This is a genomic window from Pseudomonas sp. LB3P81 (assembly GCF_054897965.1).
Genome location: NZ_JBUBVG010000001.1, coordinates 959,269 through 972,025 on the forward strand (window position 1 = coordinate 959,269; position 12,757 = coordinate 972,025).

10 protein-coding genes and 1 pseudogene are annotated in these 12,757 nt (G+C 57.6%); 2 read left to right on the top strand and 9 right to left on the bottom strand.

Annotated elements, in window-relative coordinates:
* Positions 1-133 precede the first annotated feature (133 nt).
* The gene (locus tag ACYZTL_RS04340) at positions 134-718 is read left to right on the top strand and encodes a TetR/AcrR family transcriptional regulator (RefSeq protein WP_461950735.1); all 585 of its coding nucleotides are present in this window, start codon (positions 134-136) and stop codon (positions 716-718) included.
* On the opposite strand, the gene ACYZTL_RS04345 is transcribed toward ACYZTL_RS04340, so the two are convergent.
* The 7 genes and pseudogenes from ACYZTL_RS04345 to ACYZTL_RS04375 form a co-directional block, all read right to left on the bottom strand.
* Positions 708-1,571 carry a methyl-accepting chemotaxis protein gene (locus ACYZTL_RS04345; protein ID WP_461954251.1) on the bottom strand — a complete coding sequence of 288 codons (864 nt, stop codon included), beginning with the start codon at positions 1,569-1,571 and terminating at the stop codon, positions 708-710. The two genes, ACYZTL_RS04340 and ACYZTL_RS04345, sit on opposite strands and share 11 nt — an antisense overlap.
* Positions 1,566-2,348: pseudogene (locus ACYZTL_RS04350) on the bottom strand (MCP four helix bundle domain-containing protein); the annotation flags it as partial. The gene ACYZTL_RS04345 and the pseudogene ACYZTL_RS04350, both read right to left, overlap by 6 nt.
* 188 nt (positions 2,349-2,536) lie before the next feature.
* The gene (locus tag ACYZTL_RS04355; protein ID WP_461950736.1) at positions 2,537-3,856 is read right to left on the bottom strand and encodes an OmpP1/FadL family transporter; all 1,320 of its coding nucleotides are present in this window, start codon (positions 3,854-3,856) and stop codon (positions 2,537-2,539) included.
* A gap of 136 nt (positions 3,857-3,992) precedes the next feature.
* Positions 3,993-5,894: an acyl-CoA synthetase gene (locus tag ACYZTL_RS04360; protein WP_461950737.1), complete on the bottom strand. Its 1,902-nt coding sequence runs from the start codon at positions 5,892-5,894 to the stop codon at positions 3,993-3,995.
* Complete coding sequence (locus ACYZTL_RS04365; protein WP_461950738.1) at positions 5,894-6,850, bottom strand: fumarylacetoacetate hydrolase family protein; 957 nt, start codon at positions 6,848-6,850, stop codon at positions 5,894-5,896. Before ACYZTL_RS04365 ends, ACYZTL_RS04360 begins: the two co-directional genes overlap by 1 nt.
* A 175-nt stretch (positions 6,851-7,025) precedes the next feature.
* Positions 7,026-8,117 (bottom strand): VOC family protein, encoded by a 1,092-nt coding sequence (locus tag ACYZTL_RS04370; RefSeq protein WP_461950739.1) that lies wholly within the window; start codon positions 8,115-8,117, stop codon positions 7,026-7,028.
* A gap of 86 nt (positions 8,118-8,203) precedes the next feature.
* Positions 8,204-8,818, bottom strand: a complete 615-nt coding sequence (locus ACYZTL_RS04375; protein ID WP_461950740.1) for a TetR/AcrR family transcriptional regulator — start codon at positions 8,816-8,818, stop codon at positions 8,204-8,206.
* 350 nt (positions 8,819-9,168) lie between these two features.
* Between ACYZTL_RS04375 and ACYZTL_RS04380 the strand changes: the two genes are divergently transcribed.
* Entirely contained in the window at positions 9,169-10,437 is a 1,269-nt protein-coding gene (locus tag ACYZTL_RS04380) for an NADH:flavin oxidoreductase/NADH oxidase family protein (RefSeq protein WP_461954252.1), read from the top strand.
* Here ACYZTL_RS04380 and ACYZTL_RS04385 read toward each other — a convergent pair.
* Positions 10,426-11,073, bottom strand: coding sequence for a TetR/AcrR family transcriptional regulator (locus ACYZTL_RS04385; protein WP_461950741.1), 648 nt, complete (start codon positions 11,071-11,073; stop codon positions 10,426-10,428). The genes ACYZTL_RS04380 and ACYZTL_RS04385 overlap by 12 nt on opposite strands.
* A 2-nt stretch (positions 11,074-11,075) precedes the next feature.
* Complete coding sequence (gene mhpA, locus ACYZTL_RS04390) at positions 11,076-12,734, bottom strand: bifunctional 3-(3-hydroxy-phenyl)propionate/3-hydroxycinnamic acid hydroxylase MhpA (protein WP_461950742.1); 1,659 nt, start codon at positions 12,732-12,734, stop codon at positions 11,076-11,078.
* Positions 12,735-12,757: the final 23 nt, after the last annotated feature.

The window sequence follows — 12,757 nt, forward strand, 5'->3', positions numbered from 1 at the left end:
GGCTCGGGATCGCCAGACTGGCGTCGATGCCGACAAAGCCATTGCAGTAACTTTATATGACGCGCATCATCAATACCAGCCTCTCAGCGAAGCTTTGCGCAAGCGAAGCCAAACGGGCTACAGGAGCAGTCTCATGAAAGTCACGAAAGACCAGGCCGCCGCGAACAAAGAGGCGATCCTCACGGCCGCATCCCGGCTGTACCGGGAAAAAGGAATCGACGGCATCGGCATTGGTGAACTGTCGCGTTCCGTGGGCCTGACCCATGGCGGCTTTTACGGACAGTTTCCGGGCGGCAAGGAACAGCTGGCGTCAGAGGCCGTCACCCGGACGTTCGAGTCCAACATCCAGGACTGGCAAGACGCCAAATCCATACCCGAACTCATTGAGGGTTATCTGACGCAAGGGCATCTGAACAACTGGACGGATGGCTGCCCCATTCCGGCATTGGCCGCGGACGTCGCCCGCACGGGCGGTGCCGTCAGCAGTTCCTTCACCCAAGGCGTAGAGCGTTTGATCGGCACACTGATGGCACTGGTCGAGGGGGAAAACCATGACGAGAAGTACCAGGAATCGCTGCGCATACTGTCGTCGATAGCGGGTGCGATGCTGATTGCCAGGGCGCTGGACAACCCTGAGTTGTCCGAGCAATTCCTGCAGTCGGTCATCAATGCCTGGCCTGCTACTCCTGGAGCCTGTCCTCAGGACCTTAAAGCTTGAACTGAGTCACCAGGGTATTGAAGGAGACAGCTAGCCGCGACAGTTCCTGGCTGGAAGCGCTGGTCTGGTTGGCACCCGCAGCGGTCTGGGTCGAGAGGTCCTGAATGTTCAACAGATTACGGTCCACCTCACGGGCGACCTGGGCCTGTTCTTCGGATGCCGAAGCGATCACCAGATTGCGCTCGTTGATGGTGACGACACTTTCTGTAATCTTTTCCAGCGCCGCCCCGGCGCTCTGGGCCAGTTCCTGAGTGCTGGAGGCCAGCGACAGGCTCTTGCCCATGGCGGCGACGGCCCCGTTAGCGCCCGACTGCACGGTATTGATCATCCCTTCGATTTCTACGGTCGAGGCTTGAGTGCGATGGGCGAGCGCGCGCACTTCATCGGCCACCACTGCAAACCCGCGCCCCTGTTCGCCAGCACGGGCGGCTTCAATGGCAGCGTTGAGCGCTAGCAGGTTGGTCTGTTCGGCGATGCTGCGGATCACGTCCAGTACCTTGCTGACTTCGCTAATTTGCCCGGCCAGTTGGGTCACCGTCTCGGTTGACTCGGTGATCTCTTCCACCATGGTGCTGATGCCCATGAGCGTGTGGTCGACCTGACTGCGGCCATGAGCCGCGTCTTCGGTTGCTGCTTTAGAGGCCTCGGACGTCGACATGGCGTTGCGCGCCACATCCTCGACTGCCGCAGTCATTTCGTTGACAGCGGTGGCCGCTTGCTGGATTTCGCTGTTCTGCCGCGTCAGGCCGCGGGTACTTTCATCGGTCACAGCGCTCAGCTCTTCGGCCGCCGAGGCCAACTGATTCGAGGCATCGGCAATCTGCTGAAGGGTGCGTTTCAAGCCGCCCTGCATGTCCGCCAAGGCGTTGAGCAACTGCCCCGCTTCATCGCCGCGGGTAGTGGAAATGCTCTGGGTCAGATCGCCACCAGCAATGCGCCGGGCACTAGCGACCGCCAGCGCCATCGGGCGAGTGATCATGCGCGTAATCAGAATGCCCAGGGCGACAGCCACCAGAAAGGCGATCACGACTCCGAGCAACAGGATCAGCGTGGAGCGGGCTCCGAGTTCCTGCGCCTCCTCGGCACCTTCTTTGATCTGCCGCTTGTTCGAATCGATCATCACCCGCAGGTAATCGCGGGCTTGAATAAACACGTCAACCGACAACGCGTTCAAGCGATTGCGTGCCTGATCAAGATCGCCGGCGTCCACCGACTCAAGGACCTTCCCGGCACCTGCCACATAACCGGGCCACAGTTCTTTGTACTTGTCCCCCGCTGCCCGTTCATCAACCGCCAGAGGTGTGGCACGGTAGGTCGCGAAGGCGTCTTCCGCCCGAGCCAGATCCTTCGCCAGGTTCTGGCGCACACGCGTCTTGTCCGCTTCGGACACGTCGCCGGCGTGAGCGTCAAGCAACCGGTAAAGCCCGCGGTTGTGCGCGACCAGGCTGGTCATGGTCTCATTGATGTTGCCCACTGAGACCAGGCTATTGGAAAAGGTCAAAGACAACGCAGTCGCCAAACGGTTGATTCCCACCATTCCCAACCCACCTACGGCGAGGGTGATCAGGGCGCAGATGACGAACGATGTCAAAAGCTTGGTCGAGAATTTGGACTGATTCAGAAGGTTCACTTGGCAAACTCGATGGATTAGAGGTAATAAAAATGGAGAACGACCACTACCGCGAAAATTCGCGGTAGTAGGTACTGATTGACCAACAAAACTGCATCACCCCCGTTGGGATAGTTGATTAACGATTAAAGGTGAGCCTTAAGAAAGGCTCGTGAAAGTCGACTCCATTAAAAATGGAGTCCTGTCGCTTAGAACCGATAGGTTGCCTGCACGGAAGCCCCATTCGCACTATTGTCGTAAGTGGCACTGTATGCAGGTTGAAGACCAGAATTGTCCGGCTGCTTTACCGAGACTTTGGAATCCCAGAGATAACCATAAGCAAAGTCTATCGTCAGGTCGGAATTCGGCGAATAAGCGCCACCCAAGGTCACGGCCTGGCGATTGCCAACCGGAATGCGCACGCTGCGATCGGCATTTCTGATTGGCGATGGATCATAGGCGTAGCCTGCGCGCAGCAGCCATTGCTGGTTCACTTGATAGGAGGCGCCAACTGCGGTGCTCCAAGTGTCGCGCCAGTTCATTTCTTCGATCAACGTGCTCATGCCCATCGCCTGGCCCACGGGGGAAAGACCGCTGTTTTTTGCCTCGACCTTCTGGATCCGGCTCCAACGTTTCCAGGTGGCCCCCAGGTATCCCGTCCAACGATCATTGAAATGATGGGTGATAGACGTGTCCACGGATTCGGGCATCGTGATGTCTATCGTGTTGTCATAATTTCCGTCCAGCGGAATAAGGCTCGGGGAGCCAGTAACCTGAGTATGCCCTTCGAGTTCATAGTCCACCTTCGAGTGATAGTTAATCCCCCAACTGGTTGCCTCAGTAAAGTCAATCAGGATGCCAACGTTATAGCCAAGTGCCGTGTCATCGCCTTTGATGGTGACCTCTGTGTCCACTCCATTGTTCAGGAAGCCGGTGGCCAGGTCATTCTGAAGCTTTGCAGTGAAACGGTTTATGGTCGGTCCACCACCAATGGATACGTAATCATTGATCCGATAGGCAATGGTGGGCTGAAGGGTTACTTCCTTGGTCGTGCTATAGGAGCCATGGTAGCGGCCCTGAAAACTGCTCTCGTAATCATTGATCAGGCCACTCGGCGCATAGAGGCCCAGACCAATCGAAAAACGATCATCAAGGGGCGTCGACATGTAAGCGAAAGGCACGACGCCCAAAGGTACCGAATCTCCCTTGTTCGTTCCTGGGACACCGCTCTGTGCATCACTGATGTCGTCGCTCACCGAGACGACCGCTACCCCGCCGGAAATCTCTGGGCGTTTCAACTTTGTCAAACCTGCGGGATTTCCAAAGATGGTGCTGGCGTCCAGCGCGGAAGACGACCTTCCCGCATAAGCAGTTCCCGCGCTGCTTGCACTTTGTTCGTTTAATGCAATGCCATTGGCACTTGCAATTGTAGAGGCGCTGAGTAGTGCGATGGCGCTGCTGAGTTCAATCCAGACAGCACACTTACGCTGAGTAGAGACGCATGGGATCACACGGCCATTCAGTTTCATTTTCCACCTCTTGTTTATTGTTTTTTTGATTGCACGCGGGCAAGGCTTCGCCTTCCCGTGCACTTTTCAGTGCTGGTTGGAACTGATCTAAGTTGTGTAAAAGGTCCTGACTGAACAGGACCAGTGAATCAGGAACTCAATTAAGCCACTCGATTTGAAAGCTATAGCGCCCCAAGAGCGGAGCCAGGACTTCCTGGTTAGCTCCGGCGCGGATGCGGGCGACCAACCCACGGCGGTTGTCCTGCACGACTTCAACAGCAATATCCGAAAGCCCCAGGCGCTCCACTTCCTGCTGGACTACTTTGGCAATCTCGCGCTGCTGCAAAGCCGGCTTGAATATCTTGCCCACGGCAGTCAGTGGCAACGCTTCGAGGATTTCAATGCGCTTGGGAACCGCTGCCCGCTCGCTGATGTTGAGTTGAGCGAACGCCTCAAGTTCTTCGGCGCTGCAGGCTTGCCCGGGACGCAGTTGAACGTAGGCGACCGGCACCTCGCCCGAGTAGGCATCGGGGCTGCCGATTGCAGCGGCCAAGGCGACAGCGGGATGCCCCTGCAGAGCCTCTTCAATTTGCTTGGGATCGATGTTGTGGCCGCCGCGGATAATCAACTCCTTCTTGCGTCCGGTCAGCCAGAAGTAACCTTGCGCATCCTGGCGACCCAAGTCGCCCGTATTCAACCAGCGCTGACCGTCGATATCGATCCAGAGGCCCTGGTTATGACGCTCATCCAGATAACCTTCGAAGAGGTTCGGACCACTGATCGTGATCAGGCCGATCTCATCCGCGTTGGCATCGCGCAGGTACTCTCCAGAATCATTGAGCACAACCGCGCGCATATCCTGGTAGGCGATCCGTATCCCGATGGAGCCGATGTGGCGCTCGCCATGGGGCGGATTGATCGTAGAGACGCAGGCACCCTCGGTAAGACCGTAACCTTCAAGGATCTTTACTCCGGTCCGGCGCTCGAACTCTCGGAAAAGCTCAGCCGGCATGGGCGCGGCACCACACATTGCATAGCGAAGGCTGGAGAGGTCGCGGCCCTTCCATTCATTTTGCAGAAGCGCAGCATAGACAGTTGGCACGCCGGAAAAGAGGTTGATACCGAAGTGCTCGACCATCTCCCAGAATCGTGGGATCACCCCCTCGCCACGATACCCATTCGGCGTCCCGAGGATCACACGATCGCCTTGAGTCCAAGGCATCAGTCCAGTCACCAACTGGCCATTGACATGAAATAGCGGCAGGCCACAAAAGATCACCTGACTACCACTGCGTGGCTGCAAGTGAGCGGCCACGGCCCATGCATTGAATACTTCAGAGCCATGGGTACGCGCGGCGATCTTGGGCAGCCCGGTGGTGCCACCAGTGCAGATGTAAGAGGAGGAATCATCCTGACGGATTTGCCGACCGCTCTTCAGGTGTGTGTGTGGCTGATCATTCATCAGCGATTGCCAATCGTGGATCGCGATGCCGCTGTGTAAGTCCCGTTCCTTCAGTGCTACGGCTTTAAGAGCCCCACGCACAGGTTCGTCGACATAGGGTTCCATGCTGACCCAAACAACAGACTTGACCGTGGGTAACTCATCCAGCTGCGAAGCCAGTTTGGACCACAAGTCGCTGCCCGGAGTCGGCGCAAGCGTCACCACCACGGATGCCTTTGCGGCATTCAGCAAGCCAGCCATCTGCTTGGCCTCAAGCAGAGGATTGATCGCCATGGCGATGCCCGCTGCCTCCCCACCCCAGATAGTGAAGTGGGTTTCCGGCAGGTTGGGCAGGATGAAGGCAATCACCTCGCCCGGTTTTATGCCCAGGTCATGGAAGGCGTTTGCCGCGCGGGTGATATCCGCGAAAAGCTGGGAGTAGTTCCACTCGTGGGTGCGCTTGAAATCGGCGGCATCGGCGAAGAAGCTTAGCGCCGGTGCCTCAGGGGTGCGCTCGGCCGCCTGACGCAGCGCTTCATAAGTGCTGCAAGCCAGGCCACGCTCCGACAAGGGGACTCGTTCAAGACTTTCGATGTCATTCAGAGTCTGTACGACCATCAGGCTTCCCCCACGACTCGGTTGCGTTGCACGCCGAGGTCGATCACACCATCGGCGCTGCGAATGCGCGCTTCGACCACGTCACCGGCCTTGAGGTACTGCGTCCGGCCTTCCTGCGCCTTGAGGAAAAGCTTCCACTTGGTGGCTTCTGGCAACAGGGCTGCAATGCGCATTTTGCCAGGCGAAGGGATCGTTAGCGCACAGCCGGCAGGCGTACCGGTGGCGATCAGGTCTCCAACGGCGAGATCCTGCAAGGCGGAGAGTTCGGTCAGGGTTTCAGCGGGGCCGTAAACCAGATTGGCCGTGCTGTCGTTCTGGCGCACCTGGTCGTTGACTGTCAGGCGCAGCTGCAGATCTTTCAGGTAATGAATGTTCGTGGCATCCAGAAGGCAGAGGTACGGGCCGACCGGGCCGAAAGTGCGGTAGCTCTTGCCCTTGTAGAACTGCATCTGCGGAATCTGAATGTCACGAGCCGAGTAGTCATTGACAATGACGACGCCTGCAATGAATTCATGCAGATTGGCGTCGGTGACAGCAGTAGCGCCGGTGATCGCGCGTTTCATCACAAGGCCCAGTTCGATCTCGTAGTCAAGGAAGCGCACGTGTTTCGGCTTGATCAGGTCGCTGTCAGCGGCTACCAGGCAACTCGTTGCCTTGGTGAAGATCATGTTGAATTTCTTCGCATCCGGGTCCATGCCCGACTCGATCATGTGCTGACGATAGTTGGCGCCCTGGCAGACGAACTGCTGGTTACGGGTCACCGGCGACAGCAGTTTCACTTCGCCCGCATCCAGCTCTGTACCTTTGAGTTGAGCGAGGTCGCCGATACTGTTCTGGCTAATGAAGTCACCGGTGGTTTCAAAAGTACCGGGAACAACCGTGATACGGCCCTGGCGCAGCACGCCCCAATGGATACCATTCTGAAATTCAAAGCGGACTACGTGTACTGCAGACATTGAAGGCACTCCTGGAGCAGTGTTTTCCCCGTGCTCGATGGCGCGAGAATTCTGGTGTTGTTCTGAGAGGGGACTGGTAACGCTGTAAACCAACGAGCCGCCGGCAATCACAGCGCCGGCTTTGAGCACATCGCGCCGACCATATCTGGTTGAATTACCCGACATGGCGGCAGCTCTACCCGAACATCCGCATAAGCGTTATCAGCTTGCGAATGGTCAAGTCCGGGCTGCGTCGCAGGTTACGGATCAGCGCACGCACATTCGCCAGGCTCATCTTGGGTTTTGTAAAACTCTTGGGCATGCGCTGCCCCCACTGCGCCATTGCCTCGGGACTCACCGGATGAATGCCCGTAGGCCGAGCAGCCGTGAAAACATCCCCGTCGCAGTAATGCTCGTGCTTATCGCCCCATGGGTCTTGCCAGTAATCGAAGATCTGACTGCCCAGAATGTGTCGGCCAATGCCCCATGAGTGCTCCCAACCGCGCTCCCGCAGGACGCGTTGCCCCATTCCCACGGCATCTGTATCCACGACCTCATAGGCGCTATGGCTATAGGTCGCCATGAACCCTTGCGCAATCGCGAGCGTATGGTGAGCCGCGGGCATGTCACCGAGATCCAGGCGCATGAAAGAGACGATAGGCGTGCCGTCGGGAAGTACCTGCACATCACTGGGAATAAACCCGAAATGCTGCGTATACCAGGCACAGGTCGCCTGGTAGTCGGCCACTTCCATCACGATGTGACCCAGTCTGATCACTTCAGGCGGAGCAATCGGCGGGCGTTGCGTGGCGTTGATTCGCGGTTGTTCCTGCGCCAGATTCCAGGCGAGAGGTGCCCGGTGTGCCAGCGTTTTATCTGGGGCCTGGTCGCAGACAGCTTCCACCATGAAACCGGAAGGATCGGTCAGTCTGACATAGTACCCGCCACCCGGATGGTCCGATTTCGTTACCGGTGACGCACCTGGGATTTGGGTGAGCTTTTCAAGTTCCTCACGAGTCTGCACTGCCAGCCCGAATCCGATAAAACGTGCCTGTTCTGCAAGATGGATACGGTAACAGTATGAAGTGGGCTCGGTGGCGCGCAGGTAGAGCGTATCGGCTTCCTGACGACTTACCGACAGGCCGAAATCGGTCAGGAAACGCGCTGCCTCGTTCAAATCCGGTCGCTGAAAGATCAGGTGAGTCAGCGCCTGGGCCTTGACCGTCGGCTGCGGATGCCGGGCGGGTTGTGGTGTCGCTAACCGGTGCAATTCGATTTTGTTGTTCATTGTTCTTGTTTTCCGGATTTTTTAGGGCAAAGCTTTCCCGAACCTCTGAAAAATCAGGGGCTTGGCCAGTCAAGCCAGTTAAGAGTTCAGTCGAGAGATGGAAGTGCCGGCAACTCTATGGTCGCCAACGCACGCGCCTCCTCTGGCGGCACACCCAATGCCCGCAGAATCAGCTCGGAGGTGTCCGAGCCCGATTCGCGCCATGTTTTGTGACCTTCCAGCACGAGAAAAATCGAGCCAAGGACGCTGGTCGATATCAGCGTCATTACTGAGAGCAATTGCTCCTGCTCAAACCTGTACCGTCCACTGGAAAGCCCACTGAGAAGATCCTTGGTCGCCTGGCTGCTGAACATTTCGCGCAACGCGGCATTGCTCATGGCGAACTTGTGTATGAACGCCCCCCACTGAGAGTCTTCGTGAGCTCGACGAATGAACAGACGAATACCATTGGAAAGGCGCTGTGCTGGATCGGAGATTGAATCGAAGCTCTTGTTGACGCGCTCATGCATCTCTCTCGCGAGATGGCTGGCGACCGCCTCGAACAGGCTTTCCATGCTGTCGATGTTGCTATAGACCGTTCCGCGCGCCACGCCTGCCTCTTGCGCGAGGTCAAGGATGTTCACTTGCGAGGTGCCCCTCTCGGCGAACAGGCGAAAGGCGGCCTGATGAATGCGGCGCTGTGTTGGATTCAGGGATTCCACGGCTCTCTCCAGGATTACCTTATGGCTTGATTGAACACTCGTGTTCACTCTCCGTCAACAACATTTTTCAGAATGTAGGTTTTCCTCCCTGGAAACTGCTCTACAACCTAATGATCCGGATGGTTTGATCGAGGTTACCGGGCCAACAAGCGCTATACACATTGACACAAATGAACACTCGTGTTCAATTGCGTTGTATCTCAGGCTCGCCTTCCCGGCAAGCTATCTAGCCCTGCCCATCGATGGAAACCAGGACCTCAACAAACTGAGCAAGCACTGTGCAGACGGCGCTCAAACGGTTTGACCCGCAGCGATGGCTGGCCGATTTTTCACTAGCTGAAGGACAGAATATGACCAGCTCAAAGCTCTTCAAACCGCTTCGATTACCTAACGGCACGGTGATTCCAAACCGAATCGCCAAGGCAGCCATGGAGGAGAACCTTGCGGATGAGGAACACGCTCCCGGCAAAGCGCTGGTAAACCTTTATCGGCGTTGGGCGGAGGGTGGCGCCGGCCTGATCATCACTGGCAACGTCATGGTTGACCGTCACGCCTTGACCGGCCCCGCTGGCGTAGTGCTTGAGGACGATCAAAACCTGGCCAAATTCAGGCTATGGGCCGATGCCTGCCGCAGTCGCGGAGCCCAGGCCTGGATGCAAATCAATCATCCCGGACGGCAGCTATTGGCTTCTATGGGGCAGTCGGCAAGGGGCCCCTCCGCAGTTGCGGTCGACATCCCCGGACTTTCAAAAGCTTTTGTGCTGCCCAGGGCTTTAGAGGAGCAGGAGATCGAAGAGCTGATCGGGCGTTATACCCAAGCGGCGGTGCTGGCCGAACGTGCCGGATTCACTGGCGTGGAGATTCATGCAGCGCACGGCTACCTGTTCAGCCAATTCCTTTCGCCCTTGACCAATCGACGTGACGACCGCTGGGGTGGCAGCCTGGAAAACCGCGCGCAAATTCTCCTGCAAACCATCGACGCAATACGTCAGCGAGTGGCACCGATCTTTTGCGTCGCTGTGAAGCTCAACTCCGCGGACTTTCAGCGTGGCGGGTTCGATGCCGCGGATGCGGCTCGAGTGGTGGAGATGCTTAACACCAAGGCGGTCGACCTGGTCGAGTTGTCGGGTGGCAGCTACGAAAGCCCGGCAATGCAGGGGCAGACCCGCGATGGCAGCAGCCTGGCTCGAGAAGCCTACTTTCTCGAATTCGCTGAGAAAATAGGAGAAATAGCGCGCATGCCACTGATGGTCACCGGCGGCGTGCGTAGAAAAGAGGTCGCGGAGCGAGTGGTTAGCGGCTCGGTGTCGATGGTAGGGCTTGCCACTGCGCTGGCCATCGAGCCGACCCTGCCAAGCCAATGGATGGCAGGCAAGGACACTGAAGTGGAGCCCGTCGTCGTCCGCTGGAAGAACAAGGCGCTGGCATCGCTTGCCGTGGCGTCGGTGGTCAAGAAGCAGCTCGGTTTGCTGAGTCAAGGGAAAGGGACAAAACCCGGGACGTCACCCCTCATGGCACTGATCGGCAATCAGTTGAAGTCTCGTCGCCAGGCGAAGAACTATCGGCAATGGATTGATCAAGCCAAGCCGATCAAGAATGTCATCAGCTCAGGCCGGTAGCGGTTTGCCGGCGATTTTCCTGGCTCTGGCAGGTGTTACACCCAGAGCCTGGAGAACCATTTCGGCGACCCGCAGATCGTACTCCGCCACTGCACGCCCCTCGACAACCGAGCGCATGGCTCCGGTCGTGCACGACACAACTATGTCCAGGGCGACCCTTTCGTCCTCGTAAGCAATAGTGCCCGCACGCAGTCCCTCACGCAGATCGCCAAGTACATGGCCAGCCAAACGCGAGCGCATTGCCTGGTCGAAATGGATGATGCGCAGCAACGCGCTCGCCCATTGGTGGTCGGCGGTGGCCCGGCATATAAACATGCGCACGCCGATCGAAAGCCGCTGTGCGCCGCAGCTTACGTCCTTACTCACGGCGGAAATGGCATCGGAGAACTCGGCGGCCATGGCAATGCCCACCGCCTCCAGCACCTCGTCGCGAGTTCGAAAATAGTTGTAGATGGTACCGTTGGATACCGCCGCTTCCGCGGCCACCTCAAGCAGTGCAATCTCCCCCACTTCCTTACGTGCGATAAGACGCAATGCCGCGTCCACCAGACCGCGACGGGTGCGTTCACGCTTCTTGTGACCTCTCGTGAGAGGTTGTGGCGTAGCCGCTTCTAAAGGAAGAGTGGGGGGATGCATTATCAAGCTCGCAATCTAATGGGCTCGCTGATGGTAGCGGAAACGCTGTTAGAAGTGGCGTCTTCGCTAGCCAGCAGGCCTCTGCACGCTCGAATCAGGCTGCCTGCCTCTGCGCCAGGGGCGTGGTGCATGATGATACGGTCGGGACGAATCGCGACGAGCGTTCCTTTGGCAGCCAGCGGCAGGATTTCATGGTTCATGTCTTCGATGAAGTCACAGCGGCCGTCGGAGCGTTGGCCTCGTGCTCTGACCTCCAGGAAGTGGCCTCCCATTTTTTCCCAGGAAACGATCTGTTCAGTGGTCAGCAGTGACAACGGGTCAACACCGAATCCAACCAGGGTCAGATTATCTCCAAGCGCATCGTCGCTCAGTTTGATCTGCTTTTGGAAGTTGCGAACCCAAGCCTGGGGAAACAGGCTGCCACGTACCAGTTTATCGCCCCGGCGATGCTGCATGAACAGGCCGTTTTTGAAGATGTTCTTCGGCTTGATGTCTAACTGTTCGAAGTACTTCCTGGTAGCAGGCGTCAACCCCAGCGAACGCATCAGACCGTGGATAAAGAAAGCGGCGATCTTGTTCTTGGGCATCACCAGACGACCCATGAGTTTCGCCAGATTGATCATCGCCTGGGCATGGGGGCGGCGCTCTACGTCATAGGTATCGAGTATTGCAGGCGCGGCATGGCCGCGAAGGACCCAAGCCAGCTTCCAGGCAAGGTTGGCGCCATCGCGAAGTCCCGCCACGAGACCTTGCCCGACAAAAGGAGGCGTGATGTGCGCTGCGTCACCCGCGAGAAAGACGCGCCCCTGGCTGAATTTGTTGCAGCAGCGCGCGTGGAATCGATACACCGCCTTGCGCTCGATTTCCAGCTCCTGCGGGTTGATCCATGGCGAGATCAGTCGGGCTATGCTTTCCGGGCTTTCCAGCTCTTCCCGGGATTCACCGGGGTGCAGCATGAACTCCCAACGTTCCCTGCCGCCGGGTGCAGGCATGTGCGGCGTTGGGCGCCGTGGATCACAGATGAACTCAATGTGATCAATCGCTGACTTATGCCGGTTCTTTACATCGACAATCAGCCAATCCTCCGCATAGGTCTGCCCTTCGAACTCCTGGCCAATCAGTGCCCTGACCCTGGAGCTTGCGCCATCTGCACCGATCAGGTACTGGGCACGAACGGAATGGACCTGCCCATCTTCATCCCGTACAGAAGCGAAGACGCAATCCGACGTCTCGACCAGGCTCTCAAGCTCAAAGCCACCCAGGCTGGTTACGGACTTCAGCCGGGAAACCTGGCCGCGCACTGCTCGTTCGAGGTCGGGTTGATAGAACGTCACAAGCTTGGGATGGCCGTCGATACACCCCTCAGTATTGGCTCGACCGAATTGCCCGAGTACCGGGGAGTGCATCTTCACTTCAGGGATAACGATCTTCTCGAAGGCGTCTTCCGACAAACCGGCGAGTTGCAGGATACGTAGCGCCTCGTTGTCCAGAGCAATGGCACGAGGCATCATCAGGATGTCATGGCCCTTGTCCAGTACCAGGGTCGTTATCCCGTAGCGGCCGAGCAGCGCCGCGATTGTCGCACCTACCGGACCGTAACCCACGACCAGCACGTCAACGGCGGCGGGAGGCAATTCGGATACTTTTTTGTTGTTGTTCATCTCGAGCCCTTGTTGTGATTGAA

Excerpts from the sequence above, each read along its gene's own strand:
- ACYZTL_RS04365 (WP_461950738.1), bottom strand. The coding sequence starts at position 6,850 with ATGTCTGCAGTACACGTAGTCCGCTTTGAATTTCAGAATGGTATCCAT.
- ACYZTL_RS04355 (WP_461950736.1), bottom strand. The coding sequence starts at position 3,856 with ATGAAACTGAATGGCCGTGTGATCCCATGCGTCTCTACTCAGCGTAAG.
- ACYZTL_RS04340 (WP_461950735.1), top strand. The coding sequence starts at position 134 with ATGAAAGTCACGAAAGACCAGGCCGCCGCGAACAAAGAGGCGATCCTC.
- ACYZTL_RS04370 (WP_461950739.1), bottom strand. The coding sequence starts at position 8,117 with ATGAACAACAAAATCGAATTGCACCGGTTAGCGACACCACAACCCGCC.
- mhpA (WP_461950742.1), bottom strand. The coding sequence starts at position 12,734 with ATGAACAACAACAAAAAAGTATCCGAATTGCCTCCCGCCGCCGTTGAC.
- ACYZTL_RS04345 (WP_461954251.1), bottom strand. The coding sequence starts at position 1,571 with ATGCAGGGCGGCTTGAAACGCACCCTTCAGCAGATTGCCGATGCCTCG.
- ACYZTL_RS04385 (WP_461950741.1), bottom strand. The coding sequence starts at position 11,073 with ATGCATCCCCCCACTCTTCCTTTAGAAGCGGCTACGCCACAACCTCTC.
- ACYZTL_RS04380 (WP_461954252.1), top strand. The coding sequence starts at position 9,169 with ATGACCAGCTCAAAGCTCTTCAAACCGCTTCGATTACCTAACGGCACG.
- ACYZTL_RS04360 (WP_461950737.1), bottom strand. The coding sequence starts at position 5,894 with ATGGTCGTACAGACTCTGAATGACATCGAAAGTCTTGAACGAGTCCCC.